This is a genomic window from Rhodanobacter sp. DHB23 (assembly GCF_014842975.1).
Classification (GTDB): domain Bacteria; phylum Pseudomonadota; class Gammaproteobacteria; order Xanthomonadales; family Rhodanobacteraceae; genus Rhodanobacter_A.
The window spans coordinates 48,502-72,797 of sequence record NZ_JACYXK010000024.1 but is presented as its reverse complement, the minus strand read 5'-3'; the positions used below and the strand labels follow the sequence as shown (position 1 = coordinate 72,797).

Annotated in this window: 17 protein-coding genes; 8 read left to right on the top strand and 9 right to left on the bottom strand. The window is 67.9% G+C overall.

Translation table 11 applies throughout. The annotated features are described in order from the left end of the window. Positions 1-4: 4 nt before the first annotated feature. The 3 genes from IHE47_RS06675 to IHE47_RS06665 form a co-directional block, all read right to left on the bottom strand. Entirely contained in the window at positions 5-508 is a 504-nt protein-coding gene (locus IHE47_RS06675; protein ID WP_192105106.1) for a hypothetical protein, read from the bottom strand. Then, positions 505-1,047 (bottom strand): GNAT family N-acetyltransferase, encoded by a 543-nt coding sequence (locus IHE47_RS06670; RefSeq protein ID WP_192105105.1) that lies wholly within the window; start codon positions 1,045-1,047, stop codon positions 505-507. The genes IHE47_RS06675 and IHE47_RS06670 overlap by 4 nt, the downstream gene beginning before the upstream one ends. Positions 1,048-1,171: 124 nt before the next feature. After that, positions 1,172-2,344 (bottom strand): acyl-CoA dehydrogenase family protein, encoded by a 1,173-nt coding sequence (locus tag IHE47_RS06665; RefSeq protein ID WP_192105104.1) that lies wholly within the window; start codon positions 2,342-2,344, stop codon positions 1,172-1,174. Positions 2,345-2,511: 167 nt separating this feature from the next. Between IHE47_RS06665 and IHE47_RS06660 the strand changes: the two genes are divergently transcribed. The 5 genes from IHE47_RS06660 to IHE47_RS06640 all read left to right on the top strand — a co-directional run bounded on the left by IHE47_RS06660 (position 2,512) and on the right by IHE47_RS06640 (position 12,865). Further along, positions 2,512-3,387 carry a DMT family transporter gene (locus tag IHE47_RS06660; RefSeq protein WP_192105103.1) on the top strand — a complete coding sequence of 292 codons (876 nt, stop codon included), beginning with the start codon at positions 2,512-2,514 and terminating at the stop codon, positions 3,385-3,387. A gap of 211 nt (positions 3,388-3,598) precedes the next feature. Then, positions 3,599-4,852 carry an efflux RND transporter periplasmic adaptor subunit gene (locus IHE47_RS06655; protein WP_192105102.1) on the top strand — a complete coding sequence of 418 codons (1,254 nt, stop codon included), beginning with the start codon at positions 3,599-3,601 and terminating at the stop codon, positions 4,850-4,852. Positions 4,853-4,870: 18 nt separating this feature from the next. Continuing rightward, the gene (locus IHE47_RS06650) at positions 4,871-7,978 is read left to right on the top strand and encodes an efflux RND transporter permease subunit (protein ID WP_192105101.1); all 3,108 of its coding nucleotides are present in this window, start codon (positions 4,871-4,873) and stop codon (positions 7,976-7,978) included. A 154-nt stretch (positions 7,979-8,132) separates the two neighbouring features. Beyond that, complete coding sequence (locus tag IHE47_RS06645) at positions 8,133-11,420, top strand: efflux RND transporter permease subunit (RefSeq protein WP_192105100.1); 3,288 nt, start codon at positions 8,133-8,135, stop codon at positions 11,418-11,420. Next, on the top strand, positions 11,417-12,865 hold the full coding sequence (locus IHE47_RS06640) for an efflux transporter outer membrane subunit (protein ID WP_192105099.1): 1,449 nt from the start codon (positions 11,417-11,419) through the stop codon (positions 12,863-12,865). Before IHE47_RS06645 ends, IHE47_RS06640 begins: the two co-directional genes overlap by 4 nt. On the opposite strand, the gene IHE47_RS06635 is transcribed toward IHE47_RS06640, so the two are convergent. Both IHE47_RS06635 and IHE47_RS06630 read right to left on the bottom strand, forming a co-directional pair. Further along, the gene (locus tag IHE47_RS06635; RefSeq protein ID WP_343227447.1) at positions 12,862-13,593 is read right to left on the bottom strand and encodes a sulfite exporter TauE/SafE family protein; all 732 of its coding nucleotides are present in this window, start codon (positions 13,591-13,593) and stop codon (positions 12,862-12,864) included. The genes IHE47_RS06640 and IHE47_RS06635 overlap by 4 nt on opposite strands. A 33-nt stretch (positions 13,594-13,626) precedes the next feature. Beyond that, positions 13,627-14,025, bottom strand: a complete 399-nt coding sequence (locus tag IHE47_RS06630; RefSeq protein WP_225561671.1) for a hypothetical protein — start codon at positions 14,023-14,025, stop codon at positions 13,627-13,629. A 177-nt stretch (positions 14,026-14,202) separates the two neighbouring features. Here IHE47_RS06630 and IHE47_RS06625 point away from each other — a divergent pair, with 177 nt between their 5' ends. After that, positions 14,203-15,093, top strand: a complete 891-nt coding sequence (locus tag IHE47_RS06625; RefSeq protein WP_192105098.1) for an aldo/keto reductase — start codon at positions 14,203-14,205, stop codon at positions 15,091-15,093. A gap of 79 nt (positions 15,094-15,172) precedes the next feature. Here the strand turns inward: IHE47_RS06625 and IHE47_RS06620 are convergent, their stop codons facing one another. The 4 genes from IHE47_RS06620 to IHE47_RS06605 form a co-directional block, all read right to left on the bottom strand. Next, positions 15,173-15,670, bottom strand: a complete 498-nt coding sequence (locus IHE47_RS06620; protein ID WP_192105097.1) for a hypothetical protein — start codon at positions 15,668-15,670, stop codon at positions 15,173-15,175. 116 nt (positions 15,671-15,786) lie between these two features. Then, positions 15,787-16,701, bottom strand: a complete 915-nt coding sequence (locus IHE47_RS06615; RefSeq protein WP_192105096.1) for a 5'-nucleotidase — start codon at positions 16,699-16,701, stop codon at positions 15,787-15,789. A 174-nt stretch (positions 16,702-16,875) separates the two neighbouring features. Beyond that, positions 16,876-17,637 carry an NAD kinase gene (locus IHE47_RS06610; protein WP_192105095.1) on the bottom strand — a complete coding sequence of 254 codons (762 nt, stop codon included), beginning with the start codon at positions 17,635-17,637 and terminating at the stop codon, positions 16,876-16,878. Positions 17,638-17,783: 146 nt separating this feature from the next. Next, entirely contained in the window at positions 17,784-22,577 is a 4,794-nt protein-coding gene (locus IHE47_RS06605; protein WP_343227452.1) for an NAD-glutamate dehydrogenase, read from the bottom strand. Between IHE47_RS06605 and IHE47_RS17965 the strand changes: the two genes are divergently transcribed. Further along, positions 22,551-22,745 (top strand): hypothetical protein, encoded by a 195-nt coding sequence (locus IHE47_RS17965; RefSeq protein WP_343227453.1) that lies wholly within the window; start codon positions 22,551-22,553, stop codon positions 22,743-22,745. The genes IHE47_RS06605 and IHE47_RS17965 overlap by 27 nt on opposite strands. A 353-nt stretch (positions 22,746-23,098) precedes the next feature. Then, complete coding sequence (locus tag IHE47_RS06600; RefSeq protein WP_192105093.1) at positions 23,099-24,286, top strand: efflux RND transporter periplasmic adaptor subunit; 1,188 nt, start codon at positions 23,099-23,101, stop codon at positions 24,284-24,286. The last annotated feature ends 10 nt before the right edge of the window (positions 24,287-24,296 follow it).

Genomic DNA, 24,296 nt, shown 5'->3' with positions numbered 1-24,296 from the left:
GCCGTCAGGAAGAGGAAACGATGGAAAGCACGGAAGGCTGGCGCAAGCGGCGCAGGGCCGCGGCGCGTGCGCGGTCCTTGTCGCGGCCGAAGGATTCGAGGATGCGGATCTGCTCGTCCAGTGCGGGCACCGGCACGGCCATGCCCTGCACGCCGGCCAGCACCAGCCGGCCCGGCGACACCGGCTGCCAGCCTTCGCCCCGGTCGAGTTCAAGGCCGCCCATCACTTCAACCGGCAGGCCGGGAAAGTCGAAGCGGGCGAACTGCGAACGGAAGCGGCCGTCGTCGGCCGGCACATGCGTGGCGTCGCGGCGCTCAGCCCACAGCGTCGCCAATGTTTCGGCATCGGCGCGCGAAACCAGCACGTCGATGTCGGCCACGCTCACCTCGGCGCCAAGCAGGCGCGCCGCCGCGCTGCCGATCAGGCACCACGGCTCGGCGCAATGCACGTGCAGATCGGGCACCAGCTCGGTAAGCGCGACGAACAGCGCGGGCGGGATGTGGCTCATGCGCGGCGACGCAGCCAAGTGTCGCGGCTCTGGCCCCACACATCCACCACTTCCCCGCTGAAAGGCTCGGACATCTCGATGCAGCGCAGGACCCCGGAACCCAGGCGCCGCGCCACACCTTGCGAAGGATGGTTGTCGGGTGTGACGAGGTGAATCACTTCGTCCCAGCCCAAGGTTCGAAACACCCAATCGACGACGGCCGTGGCGGCTTCGGTGGCATAGCCGTGTCCCCACGCTGCGCGCACCAGGCTCCAGCCCACTTCGCGACCCGGCCAGCCGGGCGGATCCCAGGGGCCGCTCCAGCCCAGCCATTGTCCGCTGCGCTTGTCGATCAGCGAGAAGGACGAAGCACCCTGGATGTTCCACGCGCCCACCATCATCAGGAAATGGCGCCATGCCAGCGGCTCGCTGCGCGGTCCGCCCATGTGGCGCGTGGCCTCCGGATCGGCGAAGAAGGCCGCCCAACCCGCGAAATCGCCGGCCTGCGGCGGACGCAGGATCAGGCGTTCGGTTTCGATGCGGATGTCTTGCCAGCCCATGCGGGACATTCTGGTCTCGGTGTCGACTCGCCCTCTCCGTCATTCCTGCGAAAGCCGGAATCCAGTGTCTCGGGCCTCGAAAGGCGCTGGATCCCGGCTTGCGCCGGGATGACGATCAGGAAGCTCAGAACGCGTTGATGCCGGTCAGCTCGCGGCCCACCACCAGCTCGTGCACCGTCTCGGTGCCTTCGTAGGTGATGACCGATTCCAGGTTCAGCGCGTGGCGGATCGCCGTGTGCTCGGTGGTGATGCCGGCGCCGCCGAGGATGTCGCGGCACTGGCGCGCGATGTCGATGGCCATGCGGCAGTTGTTCCACTTGGCCAGCGACACCTGCGTCGGCTGCATGGCGCCAGCATCCTTCAGGCGGCCGAGCTGCAGCGAGAGCAGCTGCGCGGTGGTGATGCGGCGGGCCATGTCGGCGAGCTTGAGCTGGATCGCCTGGTTCGCGGCCAGCGGGCGACCGAACAGCACGCGCTCGGCGGTGTAGTCGATCACTTCCTTCAGGCAGGCCTGCGCGGCGCCGATCGGGCCCCAGGTGATGCCGTAGCGCGCCTGCGTCAGGCAGCCCAGCGGGCCCTTGAGGCCCTTCACGTTGGGCAGGCGGTTGGCGTCCGGCACGCGCACGTTGTCGAGGAACAGCGCGCTGGTGACCGAGGCGCGCAGGCTCATCTTCTTGTGGATCTGCTGGGCGGTGAAGCCCTTCGTGTCGGTCGGCACGATGAAGCCCTGGATGCCGTCCTCGGTCTGCGCCCATACCACGGCGATCTGCGCGAGGTTGCCGTTGGTGATCCACATCTTGGCGCCGTTGATGACCCAGTCGCCGCCGTCCTTCTTCGCGTGGGTCTTCATGTTGGCCGGATCGGAACCGCCGTGCGGCTCGGTGAGGCCGAAGCAGCCGATGATCTCGCCCGCCGCCATCTTCGGCAGGTACTCCATCCTCTGCTCTTCGCTGCCGTAGGCGTAGATCGGGTACATCACCAGCGAGCTCTGCACCGAGGCGAAGCTGCGCAGGCCCGAATCGCCGCGCTCCAGCTCCTGACAGATCAGGCCGTAGCTCACGCCGCTCATGCCGGCGCAGCCGTACTTCTCGGGGATGGTGGCGCCGAGCAGGCCGAGGCTGGCGATCTCCGGGATCAGCTCGGTGGGGAACCGCGCCTGGTCGAAGGCGTCGCCGATGATGGGCAGCACCTTCTCGTCGACGAAGCGACCGACGGCGTCCTGCACCATGCGCTCCTCGTCGGAGAGCAACGAGCGGACGTCGTACAGGTCGAGCGGGTTCAGGCGGGCAGCAGCCATGAGCGTTCCAGTGGCAGGTGGGGAAACGGCAGATTCTACCCGGGGCGCCGGCGCGGGTCATGGCCCGGTGCGGCAGGACGCCCCCGGCGACGGCCGGGAGATCCGGACGCCGCCGCCCGCCAGATGCGATCATGGACGCCCTCCCCCCCGCCGACTCCGGAAATTCCATGCTCAAGGGTGTGTTGCTGGGCTTCGCCTGCTTCGCCGCCTATGCCATCAGCGACGCCTTCGTGAAGGCCGTGCACGGCGGCGTGCCGCCCTACGAATCGGTGTTCTTCGGCGGCCTGCTGGGCCTCGCCGCCCTGCCCTTCGTGATGGACAAGGGCGACCGCTGGCACGACGTGTTCGCGGCGCGGCGCCCGGCGCTGTGGTGGGTGCGCGCGCTGGGCGGCGCGGTGGGCAACATCACCTCGGTCACCGCGTTCACCTTGCTGCCGATGGCCGAGGTGTTCTCGATGATCTTCCTGATGCCGATCTTCGTGACCATCCTCTCCGTGCTGCTGCTGAAGGAGCACGTGGGCTGGCGGCGCTGGACGGCGGTGTTCGTGGGCTTCGCCGGCGTGCTGGTGGTGCTGCGCCCCGGTTTCCGCATGCTGGGGCTGGGGCACCTGGCGGCCATCACCTGCGGCATCGCCGCCGCGCTGTCGGTGGTGGCGCTGCGCATGGCCGGCAGCGAGGAAAAGCGCGTGAGCCTGTACGGCGCCGGCGTCATCGGCCCGCTGGTGGCCGGCGGCGCGCTGATGCTGCCGCACTTCGTCTGGCCCGACCTGCAGCAGTCCCTGCTGCTGGCCGGCTACGGCCTGCTCGCGGCGCTGGCCGGCGTGCTGCTGATGCACGCCACCCTGATCGCCCCCGCCAACCGCGTCGCCCCCACCCAGTACAGCCAGATGCTGTGGGCCATCGCGTTCGGCTACTGGTTCTTCGGCGACCACCTCGACTGGCCGATGCTGGCCGGCATCGTGATGATCCTCGGCGCGGGGCTGTTCACCCTGGTGCGCGAGGAGAAGGTGACGGGCTGGTGGAAGCGGACGCGGATGGTCTGACCCTGTTTCCGCGGCCGTACGCTGAACCGCACCCGGCGCGGCGTGCATGACTTCCGGCACGCCACTGTCAACTTTTCGCGCGTCGGTTCGTTTTGGGTAACTCGACCGCCTTCGTGATGGCGGCCGCGTCGTCCGGGAAACTCCGAGCATCGGAAGCGGAAGGCGGGCCTCCGTCACGCATGCGATGGACTGATGCGCTGGAGACCGAATGATGAGCAACAACGCGGCCATGACCACGGGACAGGTTCGCAGGAAGCGTGGGCCGCTGATCGCCGGCATCGTGGTGGCGGCGATCATCGCCCTGATCGTGCTCCACCTGCTCGGCGGCAGGAAGGTCCGCAACGGGCAGCCGGCGCAAATGGTGGGCACGGCCACTGCCACGCTCGGCGACATGCCGGAGACCCTCAAGGAACTGGGCACGGTGACGCCGACGGCCACGGTCAACGTGCTGCCGCAGCTGAGCGGCTACCTCACCGAGGTCGCCTACCAGGAAGGCCAGGACGTGGCCAAGGGCCAGTTCCTCGCCCAGATCGACCCGCGCCAGTACCAGATCAACAAGCAGCAGGCCGAGGCGCAGCTCGCCAAGGACCAGGCGAGTCTTGGACAAGCGCGCGCCGACCTGGCCCGCTACACGCAGTTGCACGCGCAGAAGTCGATCGCCGAGCAGACCTTCGCCGACCAGCAGTTCACCGTGCAGCAGGACGAGGCGGCGGTGAAGGCCGACCAGGCCGCCGTCGCGCAGGACGACCTGGACCTTGCCTACTGCCACATCACCGCACCGGTGTCCGGGCGCGTCGGCCTGCGCCTGGTCGATCCCGGCAACTACGTCACCGCGTCCAGCTCGCCGGGCATCGTGACCATCACCACGATGAAGCCGACCACGGTGCAGTTCGCCGTGCCGCAGAACTCGTTGGGCCAGGTGCTGCAGCGCTTCAACAGCGGCGCAAAGCTGCCGGTCGCGATCTGGAACAGCGACAACAGCAAGCAGATCGCCAGCGGCACGGTGTACGCCATTGGCAACCAGATGGCCACCGGCACCGGCACGGTGACCCTGCGCGCCACGGTGCCCAACGACGACGAGGCGCTGTTCCCCAACGAGTTCGTCAACGCCTACCTGCTGGTGGACACGCTGAAGAACGCGGTGCTGGTGCCGACCCCCGCCGTGCAGAACGGTGCGCCGGGCGACTTCGTCTACCTGGTCAATGCCGACGACACCGTCTCCGTGCACAAGGTCACCCTCGGCCCCAGCGACGGCAAGAACACCGTGATCCTGTCCGGCCTCGCCGCTGGCCAGGTCGTGGTCACCGACGGCACGGACCGCCTCAGCGACGGCGCGCCGATCAAGCTTGCCGGCGCGGCGCCGGCCGCGTCGGGCAGCACGGCGGCGGCACCGGCGGGCAAGGCCGGCGGCAAGCATTCCGGCTGGAAGAAGAAGCACGCATCCGCCGACAGTTCGGCCTCGTAAACGGCGGGCGCGCAAGCGATGAACATTTCACGACCGTTCGTGCTCCGTCCGGTGGCGACGGCGCTGCTGATGATCGCCATGGTGCTGGTGGGCGTGGTCGCCGTGCGCTTCCTGCCGGTGTCCTCGCTGCCGGACGTCGATTACCCGACGATCCAGGTGCAGACCTTCTACCCCGGCGCCAGCCCTTCGGTGATGGCGACCACGGTGACCGCACCGCTGGAAGTGCAGTTGGGCGAGATCCCCGGCCTGCAGCAGATGACCTCGACCAGCTCCGCCGGCGCGTCGGTCATCACCCTGCAGTTCGACCTCTCGCTCAACCTCGACGTGGCCGAGCAGGACGTGCAGGAGGCGATCAACGCCTCCAACAGCCTGCTGCCCAGCGGCCTGCCCGCGCCACCCACCTACGCCAAGGTGAACCCGGCCGACCAGCCCATCCTCACGCTGGCGGTGACCTCCGATTCGATGTCGCTGACGCAGCTGCAGGACGCCGCCAACAACCGCCTCGCCACCAAGATCTCCGAGGTGCCCGGCGTGGGCCTGGTCACCGCCGCCGGCGGCAACGTGCCGGCGATCCGCGTGGAGGCCGAGCCGCAGAAGCTGGCCGGCTACGGGCTCAACATCGACGACCTGCGCTCGCTGATCGCCAACGTCAACGTGAGCCAGCCCAAGGGCAGCTTCGACGGGCCGAAGCTGGACTACACGATCAACGGCAACGACCAGATCCAGAACCCGCAGGGCTACCTGGACACGGTGCTGGCCTACCAGAACGGCGCGCCGGTGTTCGTGCGCGACGTGGCCCGCGTGACGCAGGCCGCGCAGAACAGCGAGCTGGGCGCCTGGTACAACAAGACCCAGGCCATCGTGCTCAACGTGCAGCGCCAGCCGGGCGCCAACGTGATCGCCACGGTGGACCACATCACGCAGGAACTGCCCGCGCTGGAGGCCACCCTGCCGGCCGGCATGAAGATCAGCATCGTCAACGACAGCACCGGCGTGATCCGCTCATCGGTGTCGGACGCCACGTTCGAGCTGGTGCTGGCGATCGCGCTGGTGGTGCTGGTGATCTTCGTGTTCCTGCGCAACCTGCCGGCCACCCTCATCCCCAGCATCTCGGTGCCGGTGTCGCTGATCGGCACGCTGGCGGTGATGTACAAGCTCGGCTACTCGATCGACAACCTCTCGCTGATGGCGCTGATCATCGCCACCGGCTTCGTGGTGGACGACTCGATCGTGATGATCGAGAACATCGTGCGCTACCTGGAAGAAGGGAAGACGCCGCTGCAAGCCGCACTGGAAGGCGCCGGCCAGATCGGCTTCACCATCCTGTCGCTGACCGTGTCGCTGATCGCGGTGCTGATCCCGCTGCTGTTCATGGGCGGCGTGATCGGCCGCCTGTTCAGCGAGTTCGCGGTCACGCTGGCGGTCACCATCGTGCTCTCCGCGGTGGTCTCGCTGACCCTGGTGCCGATGATGTGCGCGCGCATCCTCAAGGCCCAGCACGACCGCCACCCCAGCCGCTTCGAGCGGATCAGCGAAGGCCTGTTCGACAAGCTGCTGGACGCCTACCGCCGCGGCCTGATCGTGGTGATGAAGCACCAGACCACCACCCTGCTGGTGTTCCTGGCCACGCTGGCGCTGACCATCGTGCTGTACGTAGTGATCCCCAAGGGCCTGTTCCCGGTGCAGGACGTGGGCGTGCTGCAGGGCATCAGCACCGCCGACAACTCGGTGTCCTACGACACCATGGTGGAGCGCCAGCAGGCGCTGGCCGAGGCCGTGCTGAAGGACCCCGACGTCGCCAGCCTCACCTCCTACGTCGGCATCGACGGCACCAACATCACGCTCAACAACGGCCGCTTCCTGATCAACCTGAAGCCGCGCGACGAACGCTCGGGCACCGCCCGGCAGATCGCCCGCCGCATCCAGAAGGAAACCGCGGACGTGCCCGGCATCAAGCTGTTCCTGCAGCCGGAGCAGAACCTGACGCTGGACACCACGGTGTCGCCGAACCAGTACCAGTTCGTGCTGCGCGGCCCGAACCAGGCGGCGTTGCAGCAGTACGTGCCGGCCCTGCTCGCGCGCATGAAGGACATCAAGTCCATCGCCGACGTCACCAGCGACCTCGACAACAACGGCCTCAGCGTGAACGTGGAAGTGAACCGCCAGCTGGCGGCGCGCTACGGCATCACCGCGGCGACCATCGACAACGCGCTGTACGACGCGCTGGGCCAGCGCATCGTGTCGACGATCTTCGACCAGTCCAGCCAGTACCGCGTGATCCTGGTGGCCAAGCCGGAGAGCCTGCCCACGCTGCAGTCGCTGGGCAACCTGTACCTGCCCAGCCAGACCAGCAGCAGCGGCCAGGTGCCGCTGAGCGCGATCGCGCAGATCCAGGTGGACAAGTCGCCGCTGGTGATCAGCCACCTCGCGCAGTTCCCGTCCACCACCATCTCGTTCAACCTGGCGCAGGGCGCCTCGCTGAGCACGGCGGTGGACGAGATCACCCAGGCAGAGAAAGCGTCGAACCTGCCGTCCTCGATCGAATCCTCGTTCCAGGGCGCGGCGGCGGCGTTCCAGGATTCGCTGTCCAGCGAGGTCTACCTGCTGATCGCCGCACTGGTGGCCGTGTACATCGTGCTCGGCGTGCTGTACGAGAGCTTCATCCACCCGGTGACCATCCTCTCCACCCTGCCCTCGGCCGGCATCGGCGCGCTGCTGGCGCTGATGGTCGCCGGCGCCGACCTCGACGTGATCGGCATCATCGGCATCGTGCTGCTGATCGGCATCGTGAAGAAGAACGCGATCATGATCGTGGACTTCGCGCTGGAAGCCGAGCGCGTGCACGGCAAGCCGCCAGCGGAGGCGATCTTCGAGGCCTCGCTGCTGCGCTTCCGCCCCATCCTGATGACCACGCTGGCGGCCATGCTGGGCGCGCTGCCGATGCTGCTGGGCACCGGCATGGGTTCGGAACTGCGCCGTCCGCTGGGCCTGTCCATCATCGGCGGCCTCGCGCTCAGCCAGCTGCTGACCCTGTTCACCACGCCGGTGATCTACCTGTTCTTCGACCGGCTGGCGCAGCGCCTGCGCCCTGCCCCCGCGCTGGAAGCGGAAGGCGGTGAAGCGTGAGCGGTGGCGTCATGACTTGCCGCGGACCACTCCCTCCCCTGCGTGCAGGGGAGGGTCGGGGTGGGGTCATCCACGCTTGCCGCAACGCCGGGGACTTCACCCCGTCCCAACCCTCCCCTGCTGCACGCAGGGAAGGGAGCATGGGTGACCGCGCATGAGCATCCCCGGCCTGTTCATCCGGCGGCCGGTGGCGACCACCCTGCTGGCGGTCGCGATCCTGCTGTCCGGCCTGCTGGCGTATTTCCACCTGCCGGTGGCGCCGTTGCCGAACGTGACCTATCCGGTGGTGGTGGTGCAGGCCAGCATGGCGGGCGCCAGCCCGAACATCATGGCCTCCACCGTCACCGCGCCGCTGGAGCGCCGCCTCGGCAGCATCGCCGACGTCAACGAGATGACCTCGACCAGTTCGGTCGGCTCGGCCAGCATCGTCATCCAGTTCGGGCTGGACCGCGACATCAACGGCGCCGCGCGCGACGTGCAGGCGGCGATCCAGGCCGCGCGCGCGGACCTGCCGTCCACCCTGCGCGGCAACCCGACGTACCGCGAGTACAACCCGGCCGACACGCCGATCATGATCCTGTCGCTGACCTCGGACACGCTGACCCGCGCCCAGCTCTACGACTCGGCCGATTCGGTGATCCAGCAGCAGCTGTCGCAGATCGACGGCGTGGGCCAGATCACCCTGGGCGGCAGCGCGCTGCCCTCGGTGCGCGTGGAACTGCAGCCGGACAAGCTCAACAGCTACGGCATCGGGCTGGAGGACGTGCGCGCCGCGATCAGCGCCGCGAACGCGAACAGCGCCAAGGGCCACATCGACCAGAACGGCCTGCGCTACGAAGTCACCTCCAACGACCAGATCAGCAAGGCCGCGCCCTACCGCGACCTGGTGGTGGCCTACCGCAACAACGCGCCGGTGCTGCTGCGCGACGTCGCCGACGTGCAGGACTCGGCGGAGAACATCCGCAACGCCGGCCTCTACAACGGCAAGGACGCGGTGCTGGTGATCGTGTTCCCGCGCCCCGGCGGCAACATCGTCAAGACGGTCAGCTCGATCAAGGCCGTGCTGCCTTCGATCGAGGCGGCGCTGCCGTCGGGCATCCACGCCGACGTGGCACTGGACCGCTCGGTATCGGTGCAGGGCGCGGTGAGCGACACCGAGCGCACCCTGTTCATCGCGATCCTGCTGGTGATCGGCGTGGTGTTCGTGTTCCTGCAGTCGCCGCGGGCGATCCTGATCCCGGCGGTGGCGCTGCCGCTGTCCATCGTCGGCACGTTCGGGCCGATGTACCTGATGGGCTACAGCATCGACAACCTGTCGCTGATGGCGCTGACCATCGGCACCGGCTTCGTGGTGGACGACGCGGTGGTGGTGCTGGAGAACATCGTGCGCCATGTCGAGGCCGGCATGGAGGTGCACGAGGCGGCGATGCGCGGCAGCGCCGAGGTCAGTTTCACGGTGATCTCGATGAGCGTGTCGCTGATCGCGGTATTCCTGCCCATCCTGCTGATGCCGGGCATCATCGGCCTGCTGTTCCACGAGTTCGCGGTGACGCTGTCGATCGCCATCCTGCTCTCGCTGCTGATCTCGCTCACCGTCACGCCCACGCTGGCCGCCTACGTGCTCAACCGCAGGACACTGCATTCCAAGGCGCGCTGGGCGCTGTGGTACGAGCGGCAGTTCGAACGCTTCAAGCAGGCCTATTCGCGCTCGCTCGACGCCGTGCTCGACCACGCGCTGCTGGTCAGCCTGACCCTGGTCGGCCTGCTCGTGCTGAACGTCATGCTGTTCAAGCTGCTGCCCTCGACCTTCTTCCCGGAGCAGGACAACGGCATCCTGATGGGCTCGGTGATCGCCGACCAGAGCATCTCCTTCCAGGCGATGGAGAAGAAGCTGGCGCAGTTGCAGTCCATCGTGCAGCAGGATCCCGCGGTGGCCTCGGTGGCCGGCTTCACCGGCGGCCGTTCGACCAACAGCGCCAACGTGTTCGTGGAACTGAAGCCGCTGGCGCAGCGCAAGATCTCCGCCGCGCAGGTGGTCGAACGCCTGCGGCCCAAGCTCAACCGGATCACCGGCGCACGCCTGTTCCTGCAGGCCGCGCAGGACCTGCGCATCGGCGGCCGGCAATCCGCCGCCGAATACCAGTACACGCTGACCGGCGACGACGCCGACCAGTTGTACCAGTGGGTGCCCAAGCTGGTGGACGAGCTGGGCAAGTACTCCGGCCAGCTCACCAGCGTGAACTCCGACCTGCAGCAGCACGGCCTGCAGATCGACATCAACTTCGACCGCACCACCATGATGCGCTACGGCTTCACGCCGACCCAGCTAGACAGCGTGCTGTACGACGCCTTCGGCCAGCGCACCGTCTCCACCGTGTACAACGAGCTCAACCAGTACTACGTGGTGATGGAGGTGGCGCCGCAATACTGGCAGTACCCGCAGATGCTCGACCGCATGCGCTTCAGCGGCGCGGCCGGCGTCGCCAGCGGCACCGATCAGACGCAGTACTCGGGCAGCCTGGTGAAGGCGCCGGCCACCGCGTCGGCCACGTCGGCCAGTACCAACGCGAACAACGCCAACGCCGAAGCGAACCTGCTCACCAACGCCATCTCCAACTCCAAGGGCGGCGCCTCCAGCGGCAGCGCGGACAGCACCGCGGCCGAGACGCTGGTGCCGTTCCCGGCACTGGCCAGCTACAAGAGCGACCACACGCCCACCCAGGTCAACCACCAGAGCGGTCTGGTCGCCACCACCATCTCGTTCAACCTGCCGCCCGGCGGCTCGCTGAGCAAGGCGCTGCTGGCGATCGACCAGGCCGAGCAGGAAATCCACATGCCGGCGTCCATCCGCGGCGCCACCGCGGGCGCGGCGCAGGTCTATTCGCAGTCGATGTCCACCATGCCGCTGCTGATCCTCGCCGCGCTGGTGGCGGTGTACATCGTGCTGGGCATGCTCTACGAGAACACCGTGCACCCCGTCACCATCCTCTCCACCCTGCCCTCCGCGGGCATCGGCGCCACGCTGGCGCTGCTGATCTTCGGCACGCCGTTCTCGGTGATCGCGATGATCGGCATCATCCTCTTGATCGGCATCGTCAAGAAGAACGCGATCATGATGATCGACGTGGCCATCCACCTGCAGCGCGACGAAGGCTACGAGCCGCGCAAGGCGATCCACGACGCCGCCGTGGTGCGCCTGCGCCCGATCATGATGACCACCGCCGCCGCGGTGCTGGGCGCCATCCCGCTGGCGGTCGGCATCGGCCAGGGCGCCTCGCTGCGCCAGCCGCTGGGCATCACCGTCGCCGGTGGCCTGATCCTCAGCCAGGTCTTCACCCTGTACACCACGCCCGTGATCTACCTCTACTTCGACCGCCTGCACGACAAGCTGGCCCGATGGAACGCCACGCTGCCCTGGAACCGCTCGGAGGCCAACGCATGAACACCCATCTCCCCCGCGCCGCACTGGCCGCCACGCTGGCTTCGCTGCTGGCCGGCTGCATGGTCGGCCCCGACTACCACCGCCCGCAGGTGCAGATGCCCGCGCAGTTCAAGCCGCTGCCCGGCTGGTCGGCCGCCGCGCCGGGCGACGCCGACCTGCCCAAGGGCAACTGGTGGGCGCCCTTCCACGATCCATTGCTCGACGAGCTGGAACCGCAGGTCGCGGTCTCCAACCAGACCGTGGCGCAGAGCTATGCGAACTACCAGGCCGCACTGGCCGAGGTGAAGGAAGCGCGCAGCGCGCTGTTCCCCACCATCGGCATCAGCGGCGCCGGCGACAAGGAACGCAGCGCCAGCGGCAGCTCCCTTGCGACGACGCGCCGCATCGGCACCAGCGGCTCGCTGGAAGGCACCGCGAGCTGGGCGCCCGACCTGTGGGGCAAGGTGCGCCGCGGCCTCGAGCAGAGCAAGGCCTCCGCGCAGGCCAGCCAGGCCACGCTGGCCAACGCCACCTTGTCCGAACAGGCCGCGCTGGCCACCGCGGTGATCGAGCTGCGCGCCACCGACGCCAGCATCGACCTGCAGCAGCAGGCCGTCGCCGCGTACACGGAATCGCTGCGCGTGGTGCAGAACCAGTCCAGCGCCGGCACCATCGCGCCGTCCGACGAAATCAGCGCGCGCACGCAACTGGAAAACGCCCAGTCCAGCCTGCTGTCGCTGGGCATCGCCCGCGCGCAGTACGCGCACGCCATCGCCGTGCTGGTCGGCAAGAACCCGGAAGACCTGGACATCCCGCACGACGCCGCGTTGCCCAGCCTTCCGGCCGTGCCTTCCGGCGTGCCGTCGACCCTGCTGCAGCGCCGTCCCGACATCGCCGTCGCCGAACGCCAGATGGCTGCGCAGAACGCCGCGATCGGCGTGGCCGAGGCGGCGTATTACCCGACGCTGTCGCTGTCGGGCGCGGACGGCTTCTCGCAATCGCCGCTGGCCGGCCTGCTGCACCTCGCCAACCACGTCTGGTCGCTGGGCGCCGACGTCGGCGCCACCCTGTTCGACGGCGGCGAGCGCAGCGGCCAGGTCGCCGCCGCCAGGGCCAACTACGAAGCCGCCGTCGCCAACTACCGCGGCACCGTGCTGGGTGCGCTGCAGAATGTGGAGAACGACCTCTCCGGGCTGGGCATCCTCGCCCGGCAATCCGACGTGCAGGACAGCGCCGCCCGCGACGCCACCCGTGGCGCCGAGATCGCCCGGAACGAATACCAGGCCGGCACGGTGGACTACACCACCGTCGCCACCGCCCAGGCCACCGAGTTCAGCAGCCGGCAGAACGCGCTGGGCGTGCACGAACAGCGGCTGCTCGACACCGTGTCGCTGATCGGCGACCTCGGCGGCGGCTGGTCGGCGGACGAACTGGGCACGGCGCCGCAGGCCGCGGCGAAACGCTAGTCGCCCAACCAGCCGCGCGACTGCAACAGCAACAGCGCGCCGACCAGCACCAGGCCGGCGTACAGGCAACGCACGAAGGCCGGGCCGCCCAACCGCCGGTTGAGCATGCGGCCCAGCAAGGTGGCGACCAGCACCAGCGGCAAGGCCAGCAGATAGTCGCGGGTCACCCCCGGCGTCCACAGACCGGTGAGGCCATAGCCAGCCATGGTCACCAGGCTGGCCGGCAGGAAATAGCCCTGCAGCGTCGCGCGGAAATGCCGCGGCGACCAGCCGCGCAACGCGCCATACACCGCCAGCGGCGGCCCGTTCATGCCATACGCGCCGCCAAGCACGCCTGCGCCGAAGCCGAAGATCCAGGCATGGCGGTCGTCATGCAGCGTCGCCTGCGGGCGGCGCATCAGGGCGAACAGCGAGAACGCCATCACCACCGCACCGAGCACCATCTTCACCAGATGCCCGTCCAGCGCATGCAACGCCCACAGGCCGAGCGGCGCGCCTGCCGCGGTGGCGAGGAACAAGCGACCCGCACTGCGGAAATGGATGTGCCGCCAGTCCTGCGCGATGGCCACGATCGCCACCGTGACCGAGACCAGCGCGGCGATCGGCGCCGCCTCCTCCACCGGCATCGCGAAGGCCAGCAGCGGCACCGCGATCAGGGCCTCGCCGAAGCCGAAGGCCGAACGGATGAAGCTGGCGACGAACAGTATCGTCAGGACGGCAAGCAGCACCGGTACCTCGATGGAACGATGGAGACGGCGAGATTACCGCAGCCCGTCCCTGCCCCGGCGCCGCGGCTCGCGCACCAGCATGCACACGCCGCCGTAGATCACGAACAGTGGCCACCAGGTGCCCCAGGACAGGTCGAGGATGAAGATCATCGCCACCATCACGATGGCGAGGGCATTCAGCAGCGAATGCGCCACCGCGCCATCCACCGTGCCGACGGCGCGGTAGCGGTCCCAGGCCTCGGACAGCGGCCACGCCGCACCGAACAGGATGAACCACGCCCACCAGTTCGCCCAGTTCAGGAAGGGGAACTGCACGCCCAGGTTGCCGCACAGGAAGATCACGCCCACCCCGACCACCAGCAGGGCCGGGATGATGCGATGGCCGCGCCACGCAACCGTGTTCGTTCCGGTATTCGTTTCGTTGTCCGTCATCGTCGTTGCCTCCCCAAGGTGGCGTTACGGTAAGGCGCCATCCAGGCGGCAACCAGTGACAGGCGTCATCCGAAACGATTGCGCCGGCACCCGCTCCGGGGCCACCGACCCATCCCCATTCCGCACCCGGTTTCGATGCTGCATGATGGCCGGGCCCCGATCCCGAACGAGCCAAGCATGACGATTGCCCGCGCCTCATCCGCACTGGAACTCTCCCCCATCGTCGCCGGCCTGTGGCGCATCACCAGTTGGAACCTGTCCGTGCCGGAGCGCGTGCGCTGGATCGAGCAGGCGCTGGACCTGGGCATCACCAGCTTCGACCACGCGGACATCTACGGCGACTACCAGGCCGAAACCCTGTTCGGCGAAGCACTGCAGGCAGCCCCGGCGCTGCGCCGACGCATGCAACTGGTGAGCAAATGCGGCATCCGCCTGCGTTCGGTGCAACGCCCGTACCGCGTGAACTACTACGACACCTCGGCGGCCTACGTGCGCGCGCAGGTCGAGCAGTCGTTGCGCAACCTGCGTACCGAACGACTGGACCTGGTGCTGATCCATCGCCCCGACTACTTGATGGATGCCGCCGCGCTGGCCGAAACGTTCGCAGCGCTTACGCATGAAGGCAAGGTGGCGCACTGGGGCGTGTCCAACCATTCAACCAGCCAGTTCGCCCTGCTGCATCAGCACCATGCCCTCGCTACCAACCAGCTCGAACTCTCGCCCCTGCACATGGACGCGCTGGATGACGGCACGCTGGACCAGGCGCAACAACTCAGCCTGCGTCCAATGATCTGGTCACCGCTGGCCGGCGGCCGCCTGTTCACCGGCGAGGACGAACAAGCCGTGCGCGTGCGCGCTGAAATGCAGCGCATCGCCGATCGCCACGGCATCAGCCTGACAACCCTGGCCTTTGCCTGGGTATTGCGCCATCCCTCACGACCCTATCCGATCACAGGCACTGGTCGCATCGAAGGACTGAGCGAAGCCGTGGCCGCGCTGGATGTTTCACTGGATGCCGAGGACTGGTACACGATCTGGACGGCGAGCAAGGGGCATTCGGTGCCTTGATATGCAACTTGCAGCGCGAAGCAATTTCACATTGCTCAGCGAGCCAGAAGTAAGTGAACCCGACCCTCGTTTCCCAATCCTATTTCGGCCATCCGAACATATGCATTGTCTGTGCATGAAACCGATCACGACACGCTACGATGAACTGCCGAACTTGTGCCACGTCACCACCACCATTGGCCTTAATGACTTCAGCTGCGGACATAGCATCAGGGTATACACCGTGCTCCATCGCGTAGCCGGCAATTTTTGCCAAGACCTGTATGCAGGGTTGTGAAATAGTCCCTCTGATCATCCTCTCCTGTAATTCGTACCACTCAATTCCATAAAGCGCTTGCTTCAAGAAGAAAGGAAAATCCGCCCATGGCTTCTTACCGGACAATGGCGACATTTTCATCTGCAAGTAAAGGTCATAAAGACAGTTGCAACTAGTGAAGATGTAGAGTGCCGCCCTTGCATCTTCCGTTAAACTCATCTCCGCAATAGCTTTCTTATTGACAAAATCACCCTGGAAGAATGCGTAAGAACCGCGCTTCAACGCCTCGCCGGTTCGACCTTTCTGTCCAAATGCAAACATGGCCTCACCCCTGAATGAACCACAAAAAAATTTATGCCACTTTCAGTACAAAGGCAGAAGAAGGCGCATCTATCTAGAAATTTTTAACACTTTCCAGGCCATCCCTTGATCATCCGTCATCGGTTGCTCACCCCATGCGGCACATGCCCCGTCGCCACATGCTTGCGCGCGGACTCCACGTTGGCCGGTGAGTCGTCGAAGAAGATATCGGCACCGAAGGCATCGAGGAAGGGGCCTTTGTCGCGGCCGCCGAGGAACAGCGCCTCGTCGATGCGCACGCCCCAGCGGCGCAGGGTGAGGATCACGCGCTTGTGCGCGGGCGCGGAGCGCGCGGTGACCAGGGCGGTGCGGATCGGCGAGTTCTCCGCGGGGAACGCCGCCTGCAACCGGTGCAATGCGGTAAGGAAGCCCCGGAACGGGCCGACCGAGAGCGGCTCCTCGGCGTGCTCGCGCTCGCTGCGGTGGAAGGCTTCGAGGCCTTCCTCGCGCGAGACGCGCTCGCCCTCGTCGCCGAAGATCACCGCATCGCCATCGAAGGCGATGCGCAATTGTTCGCTGGCGCGCGGCGGCGCCACGCTGGGCAGGATGGTGGCCGCCGCCACGCCGGCCTTGAGCGCACGGCCCACGTCCTCGGCGTTGGCGGAGAGGAACAGGTCAGCCTTGAACGGCGCAATGTAGTCGGAGGTGGGCGCGCCGCTGGTGAAGGCGGCGCGGCTGATCTCCAGGCCGTGGTGCTGGATCGCGTTGAAGATGCGCAGGCCGGTGTCGCCGGAGTTGCGCGACAACAGGATCACTTCCACCGGCGGCACGTCGCCCGCCAGCTTGTTGAGGCCGAGCAGTTTCTGCACCAGCGGGAAGGCCACGCCGGGTTGCAGGATCTCGTCCTCGTGCTCGATCTGGAAGTTGCGGTAGGCGTCCAGCCCTTCGCGCTCGAACAACTCGTGGCTGTTGCCCAGGTCGAACAGGGCGCGCGAGGAGATCGCGACGACGAGGCGGTTGTCGGTGGCGGCGGAAGAGTCGTGGGTCGGCATGCGGTCAATCTAGCGCATGCCATGCGCACAGCGTGAGACTCGCTTTGCGTAGGCGCACCCTGTGCGCGATTGCCTTGCGCTCCGATCGAAGCAGTCCGCAATCGCGCACAGGGTGCGCCTACCGAGAAGCCGCTTCGCATCCAGCCTTGCCCGCGGTGTGGGGAAAAAAGCGGGTCAGTCCGCGGCGAACTGCTCGTCGAGGATGCGCTGCTCCAGGTTGTGCTCGGGATCGAACAGCAGGCGCACGCCCTGCCCCTCGGCCTGGCGCACCGACACTTCGCGCACGTCGCGCACTTCGTGGAAATCGGCGGTGGCGCTGACCGGGCGCTTGCCGGGATCGAGCACGCGCAGGCTGACCCGGGTGCGGTGCGGCAGGATCGCGCCGCGCCAGCGGCGCGGGCGGAACGGGCTGATCGGGGTGAGCGCCAGCACGTTGGCGTCCAGCGGCAGGATGGGCCCGTGCGCGGAGAGGTTGTAGGCGGTGGAACCGGCGGGCGTGGCGACCATCACGCCGTCGCAGATCAGGTTGGGCAATTTCACCGCGTCGTTGAGCTTCACTTCCAGATGTGCGGCCTGGTTGCTCTGGCGCAGCAGCGAGACCTCGTTGAAGGCCAGCGCGGTGTGCGCATGGCCGGCCGTATCGGTTACCTGCATTTCCAGCGGGAACAGTTCGGCGGCATGCGCACGCGCCACGCGCTCGGGCAGCTCGTCCACGCGATGCTTGTTCATCAGGAAGCCGACGCGGCCGAGCTTCATGCCGTACACCGGTACGCCCAGCGCGAGATGCGCGTGCAGGGTGCGCAGCATGAAGCCGTCGCCGCCCAGCGCCACGATCAGCTCGGCCTCGTCGGCGGGCACGTCGCCGTAACGCTCCACGAGCTTGCGCCGCGCCTGCTGGGCGACGCTGGTGTCACTGGCGACGAAGGCTATGAGCATGGGATTCGGGATTCGGGATTCGGAATTGGGGATTCGGAAAAGCCGGCGCCCCGGCTCTTCCGATCATCCCGGCAAGGCACGCGGCAAATCAAGCTCGCGTGCCCCGCTTTTGCGAATCCCCAATCCCTATTCCCGAATCCCGGCCTTCAACCCACCGGAACCTGCGCCAGCTGCGCAAGACGGCGCACGGCCACCGAGGCGATCGGGTAGTCGGCGTTCTGGGTGAGGATCTCGGCCAGCATGCCGCGGGTGTGCTGCAGGGTGGCGTCGTCGCGCTGCAGCCATGCCTGCACCGGCGAGACGTCCTTGCCGCCGCCGCCCAGCTTCAGCACCTGCTGCGCCAGCGCGCGATGCTGGTGGTTGAGCTCGTCCAGCAGCGAACCGCGTGCCTGCGCGTGCCAGTGGCCTTCCACCGGCAATGCCTCGATCTGGCCGCGCAACCATTCGAGGTCCAGCGCCTCGCCCAGTTCGTAGAACACGCCGGCCACCTTCTCGACGGGCTGGCCGGTCTGCTGCGCCACTTCGACCATGTCCAGCGCGGCGCGCAGTTCCGACAGCCTGGCCAGGCGCACGGCCAGCTCGGCGGGCAGGCCCAGGCCTTCCCACTTCTCCTGGCTGCAGGCGAAGTCGCCCTTGCCGGTCGGCGTCAGCGCTTCGGGCAGGGCCTTGCGCAGCGCGCTCACGCCGGCCTGGTAGCGCTCGACGTTGGCGGCGATCTCCAGCGTGCCGCCGGGACGGTTGAGCAGCCAGCGCGTCATGTGGCGCAGCAGCGACCAGATCTGCATCACCGCGTCGACCTGGGTGCCCTCGGCCACCTTGCTGTCCAGCGCCTCGATCTCGGCCCACAGCTCGCGCGCGTCGAGGATCTCGCGCGCGGCGGTGTAGGCCTTGGCGATCGCCGCCGGGCCTTTGCCGGTGTCCTCCTGCATGCGCATCATGAAGGTGGCGCCCATGCGGTTGATCGTCGAGTTGGTCACCGCGGTGGCGATGATCTCGCGCTTCAGGCGGTGGCGCTGCATGTGCGCGGCGTACTTCTCGTGCAGCGGCGCGGGGAAGTAGCGCACCAGCTCCTTGGAGAGGTACGGGTCTTCCGGCACGTCGGAATCCAGCAACTGCTGGAACAGGCGGATCTTGTCGTAGGAGAGCAGCACCGACAGCTCCGGACGGGTCATGCCCTGGCCGCGCGTCTTGCGCTCGGTCAGCTCGGCCTCGCCGGGCAGGTTCTCCACCTGGCGATCCAGCGAACCCTCGGCTTCCAGCGTGCGGATGAAGTGCGCCATCGAACCGAGGCGCTTGGCCGACTGGTGCTCCATCAGGGTGATCGCCTGGTTCTGGCGGTAGTTGTCCCACAGCACCAGTTGGCCCACCTCGTCGGTCATCGCGGCGAGCTGGGTATTGCGCGCGGCCTCGGTGAGCTCGCCGCGCTGCACGGCGTCGTTGAGCAGGATCTTGATGTTCACCTCGTGGTCGGAGGTGTCCACGCCGGCGGAGTTGTCGATGAAGTCGGTGTTGAGCAGCACGCCCTTCTGCGCCGCCTCGATGCGGCCCTTCTGGGTCATGCCGAGGTTGCCGCCTTCGCCCACCACCTTGCAGCGCAGCTCGTTGCCGTCCACGCGCAGGCCGTTGTTGGCGCGGTCGCGGGCGTCGGCATGGGTTTCGCTGCTGGCCTTGACGTAGGTGCCGATGCCGCCGTTCCACAGCAGGTCCACCGGCGCCTTGAGGATGGCGTTGAGCAGCTCGTTCGGCGCCAACTGCGTGACATCGGCCTTGAGGCCCAGCGCCGCGCGCACCTCCGGCGACACCGGGATGGCCTTGGCCGTGCGCGGCCACACGCCGCCGCCGGCGGAGATCAGCGACTTGTCGTAGTCGTCCCAGCTCGAACGCGGCAGCTTGAACATGCGCTCGCGCTCGACGAAGGAGCGCTCCACGTCCGGGTTCGGGTCGAGGAACACGTGGCGGTGGTCGAACGCGGCCAGCAGCCTGATGTGGCGCGACAGCAGCATGCCGTTGCCGAACACGTCGCCGGACATGTCGCCGATGCCCACGCAGCTGAAGTCCTCGCTCTGGCTGTCGCGGCCCAGCGCGCGGAAGTGGCGCTTCACCGACTCCCACGCGCCCTTGGCGGTGATGCCCATGCCCTTGTGGTCGTAGCCGTTGGAGCCGCCGGAGGCGAACGCGTCGCCCAGCCAGTAGCCGTGCTCGATCGAGATCGCGTTGGCGATGTCGGAGAAGGTGGCCGTGCCCTTGTCGGCGGCGACCACCAGGTACGGGTCGTCCGCGTCGTGGCGCACCACGTCGTGCGGGTTCGCCACCTTGCCTTCGACCAGGTTGTCGGTGATGTCGAGCAGGCCGTTGATGAACAGCTTGTAGCAGGCGATGCCTTCGGCCAGCTGCGCGTCGCGGTCGCCCCCCACCGGCGGCTTCTTGACGAAGAAGCCGCCCTTCGAGCCCACCGGCACGATCACGGTGTTCTTCACCATCTGCGCCTTCACCAGGCCCAGCACCTCGGTGCGGAAATCCTCGCGGCGGTCCGACCAGCGCAGGCCGCCGCGCGCCACCGGGCCGAAGCGCAGGTGGATGCCTTCCACGCGCGGCGCGCACACCCAGATCTCGCGGTACGGCACCGGCTTGGGCAGCTCGGGCACGGCGTGCGAGTCGAGCTTGAAGCTGATGTAGTCGCGGTACGCGCCGTTCCACTGCTGGAAGAAGCTGGTGCGCAGCGTGGCGTGGATCACCGCGACGAAGCTGCGCAGGATGCGGTCCTCGTCGAGGCTGGCCACGTTCTCCAGCAGCAGGTTGATCGCGGCCTCGATGGTCTTGCACTGTTCGGCGCGCGGCTGCGCCAGCGCGGCGGCGAGACCGTCGACCAGCACGGGATTCGCCGCCTGCACGCTGGCCGGGATCAGCGCGGACATCTCGTCGTGCAGCAGTTTGCCCGCGGCCTTGCGTTCGTCGGCCGACAGCGATTCGCGGCGCGGGTCGAACTTGGCGAGGAACAGCTCCACCAGCAGGCCGGCGATGGCCGGATAGTTGTTGAGCGTGTCCTCCATGTACGACTGCGAGAACGGGCTGCCGGCCTGCAGCAGGTACTTGCAGTAGCCGCGCAGCATCGCGATCTGGCGCCAGCTCAGCTGGGCGCCCAGCACGAGACGATTGAAGCCGTCGTTCTCGGCGTTGCCGCGCCAGATCTGCTCGAACGCGTGCTCGAACAGCGAACCCACCTGCTCCACGCTGAAGGTGAGCTTGCCCACCGGCTGCACCTCGAAGTCCTGGATCGACAGCGGCACGCCGTCGCCCTGGATCTCGTAGACATGCTCGGTCAGCACGCGCAGGCCCAGGTTCTCCAGCTGCGGCAGCACTTCGGACAGCGCGATGTCGCCGCCGGAGCGATAGACCTTGAAGCGCAGCGTCTCCGGCGCCTTCGGCGGATGGTAGAAGGACATGCGCAAGGCGTTGTCGCCTTCCAGCAGCGACAGCTGGTACACGTCCTCGGCGGCCACCGCCGGGCTCACGTCGTCGATGTAGCCGGGCGGAAGCGCACGCGCGTAGCGGTTCGCCAGCACCACGCCTTCGTGCTCGCCGCGCTGCTTCACCAGCGCGTCGCGCACGTCGTCGTGCCAGTTGCGCGCGATCGCCGCCACGCCCTGCTCCAGCGCGGCCAGGTCGTATTCGGGCTGGTCGCCGATCTTCGGGCGCAGCACGATGTAGAGGCGCGCCAGCGCGTCCTCGCCCATCAGCACCGAGGAGTCGACCTGCTCGGCGTGCAGGGCTTCGCCCAGCAGCGCCTCGATGCGTTCGCGCACCGAGGTGTTGAAGCGCTCGCGCGGCACGAACACCTGGCAGGCGAAGAAGCGGCCATAGCGGTCGCGGCGCATGAACAGGCGCGTGTGCGCGCGCTGGCGCAGCTCGAGGATGCCGCTGGCGATGGCGGACAGCTCGTCCTCGCTGCTCTGCAGGAGCTCCTCGCGCGGCAGCGTTTCCAGCGTATGGCGCAGCGACTTGCCGGAGTACGAGTCGCGCTTCAGGCCCGAGCGCGCCAGCACCGCCTCCACCTTGTGGCGCACCAGCGGCACGTCCTGCGGGCGCGCCATGCCGGCGCTGGAGGTGAACAGGCCGAGGAAGCGCTGTTCCGACACGGCACGGCCGTCGGCGCCGAAGCGCAGCACGCCGATGTAGTCCATGTAGCCGGGGCGGTGCATGCGCGAGCGCGCATTGGTCTTGGTGAGGATGACCGCGTCCACCGCACCGGACTGCGGCAGCTCGCTGGCCGCCAGCGTCTTCAGCGAGCGCGGCGCCAGCGACTGTTCGTTCCTGCGCAGGATGCCCAGCCCGGAGCCGTCGATGGCACGCAGCACGCGGTCGCCGTCGGCGTCGGTCACTTCGTATTCGCGGTAGCCGAAGAAGGTGAAGTTGTCCGCGGCGATCCAGCGCAGGAACTCGCCGGCCTCGCGCGCCGAGGCCGCGTCCAGCGCGGGCTTGCGCTGCGGCAGCTCGTCGGCGATGGCGAGCGCCTTGTCGCGCATCGCCGCCCAGTCGCCCACGGCGGCGCGCACGTCGTCCAGCGCGGCCTCGACCTGCGCGACCAGTTGCGCCTGTTCGGCGGCATCGGCCACGCGGTCGATCTCGAAATGCATCACCGACTCTGCCACGCCCTGCCCGCCGCCCAGCTCCAGCAGCTTGCCGCCGGCGTCGCGTCGCACCGGCAACACCGGATGGACCACGGCATGCACGCGCGAACGCGCCGACACCACCATGCTCACGGTGTCGATCAGGAACGGCATGTCGTCGGTGACGATCTGCAACTGGCCGTGGCCGGCCTCGGGGTTCAGCACGCGCACGGCGGCACGCCCCGGCGTGCGCTGCTGCATGAAGTCCAGCAGGCCGCCCACCACGGTCGCCCATCGCGCCGGGGTGTGCAGGCCACGATCGCCCTCGCTGATCCGCGCGAAGAAGGCTCCGATAAAAAATTGCGCCTCATCAAGGCGCTGGGCGGGGAATCCGGTTTGCTTCAGCGCCTCGAGAACGGCGGACTGAAACGGAACTTCATGGTCTGCACGAATGGCATTCATGGCATCTACTGTGTAGTGGAGACGAAAGTGACGCGATAAAGCCCCAAAAGGATACGCTTCAATCCATCGTTGTGCCTTGTGCATAGCGTCATGGACGGCGCTTCATTCATGCTCGCGGGGACAGTACGCAAACGCATCGTCGAAGCCCCGATGCAGACGCGCACGGCGGGCACGCGACGTCACCGGCGCGACATCACGGCGACACATGGCGGAAACGCGGCACCGCTTCCCCCGCGCCCGTCCGGACCGGTCGCCCGGAAAACCTCCCGCAAGCCCTTCAATAAATTGTGAACCGTGCGGTATAGTAGCGAGCCGCGAACCCGCACCTGCTCTTTTTACGGCGCGCGTGAAGCGCCGTCATCCGACCACGATCAGCACGCCCCGGAGTCCCCATGAAATCCCCGTCCCTGCGCGCCCCCGCGTTGTGCCTCGGCCTGCTGGCCCTGACCGCCTGCGGCAAGAAGGAACAAGGCCCGCCGCAAATGCCGCCGCCGCAGGTGGGCGTGGTCACCGTGCAGCCGCAGAACGAGCCGCTGACCAAGGACCTGGTCGGCCGCCTGTCGTCCTTCCGCAGCGCCGACGTGCGCGCCCGCGTGTCCGGCGTGCTGCTGAAGCGCGTCTACGTCGAAGGCTCCGACGTGAAGAAGGGCGACCTGATGTTCCAGATCGACCCGGCGCCCTACCAGGCCGCGCTGAATTCCAGCATCGCCAACCTCGCCTCGGCCAAGGCCACCTACACCAATGCGCACGTGGTGGCCGAACGCGACCGCCAGCTCATCCCGCAGGGTTACATCGCACGCGCGCAGCTGGACGCCGACGAGGCCACCGAGCGCAGCGCCGCCGCCGCCGTGCAGCAGGCGCAGGCCGCCGTGGAAACCGCCCGCATCAACCTCGGCTACACCCGGGTGGTGTCGCCCATCGACGGCCGCTCCGGCCAGCAGCAGGTGACCGAAGGCGCCATCGTCGGCAACGGCACCGCCGACACCGGCGCCAGCGCGACCCTGCTCACCACGGTGGACCAGATCGACCCGCTGTACGTGAACTTCACCATGAGCGTGGCCGACATGGAGCAGCTGCGCCAGGCGCAGACCGGCGGCGGCGTCACGCTCGCCCAGCCGAACACGGCCACCGTGCGCGTGACCCTGCCCGACGGCAGTACCTATGCCGAACCGGGCGTGCTGGACTTCACCGCCGCCACGGTGGACCCGTCCACCGGCGCGATGAACCTGCGCGCGCAGATCCCCAATCCCAGGCACAGCCTGCTGCCCGGCATGTACGTGACGCTGAAGGCGAAGCTGGGCGAGCAGCACCAGGTGTTCCTGGTGCCGCAGACCGCCGTGCTGCGCGACACCGCCGGCGCCTACGTGTTCGTGGTCGGCGGCGACGGCAACGTCAAGCGCCACGACGTCGCCACCGGCGGCATGAGCGGCAGCAACTGGGTGGTCACCGGCGGCCTCGCGGCCGGCGACCAGGTGGTGGTGTCCGGCGTGCAGAACGTGCGCGACGGTGCGCCGGCCAAGGCTTCGCCGTGGCAGCCGCAGCCGGCCGCGGGCGGTTCCGCAGCGGCAGCCGGCAAGTAACGGAAGAGCC

Coding starts and splice junctions, on each gene's coding strand:
- IHE47_RS06675 (WP_192105106.1), bottom strand. CDS start 508: ATGAGCCACATCCCGCCCGCGCTGTTCGTCGCGCTTACCGAGCTGGTG.
- IHE47_RS06670 (WP_192105105.1), bottom strand. CDS start 1,047: ATGGGCTGGCAAGACATCCGCATCGAAACCGAACGCCTGATCCTGCGT.
- IHE47_RS06665 (WP_192105104.1), bottom strand. CDS start 2,344: ATGGCTGCTGCCCGCCTGAACCCGCTCGACCTGTACGACGTCCGCTCG.
- IHE47_RS06660 (WP_192105103.1), top strand. CDS start 2,512: ATGCTCAAGGGTGTGTTGCTGGGCTTCGCCTGCTTCGCCGCCTATGCC.
- IHE47_RS06655 (WP_192105102.1), top strand. CDS start 3,599: ATGAGCAACAACGCGGCCATGACCACGGGACAGGTTCGCAGGAAGCGT.
- IHE47_RS06650 (WP_192105101.1), top strand. CDS start 4,871: ATGAACATTTCACGACCGTTCGTGCTCCGTCCGGTGGCGACGGCGCTG.
- IHE47_RS06645 (WP_192105100.1), top strand. CDS start 8,133: ATGAGCATCCCCGGCCTGTTCATCCGGCGGCCGGTGGCGACCACCCTG.
- IHE47_RS06640 (WP_192105099.1), top strand. CDS start 11,417: ATGAACACCCATCTCCCCCGCGCCGCACTGGCCGCCACGCTGGCTTCG.
- IHE47_RS06630 (WP_225561671.1), bottom strand. CDS start 14,025: ATGACGGACAACGAAACGAATACCGGAACGAACACGGTTGCGTGGCGC.
- IHE47_RS06625 (WP_192105098.1), top strand. CDS start 14,203: ATGACGATTGCCCGCGCCTCATCCGCACTGGAACTCTCCCCCATCGTC.
- IHE47_RS06620 (WP_192105097.1), bottom strand. CDS start 15,670: ATGTTTGCATTTGGACAGAAAGGTCGAACCGGCGAGGCGTTGAAGCGC.
- IHE47_RS06615 (WP_192105096.1), bottom strand. CDS start 16,701: ATGCCGACCCACGACTCTTCCGCCGCCACCGACAACCGCCTCGTCGTC.
- IHE47_RS06610 (WP_192105095.1), bottom strand. CDS start 17,637: ATGCTCATAGCCTTCGTCGCCAGTGACACCAGCGTCGCCCAGCAGGCG.
- IHE47_RS06600 (WP_192105093.1), top strand. CDS start 23,099: ATGAAATCCCCGTCCCTGCGCGCCCCCGCGTTGTGCCTCGGCCTGCTG.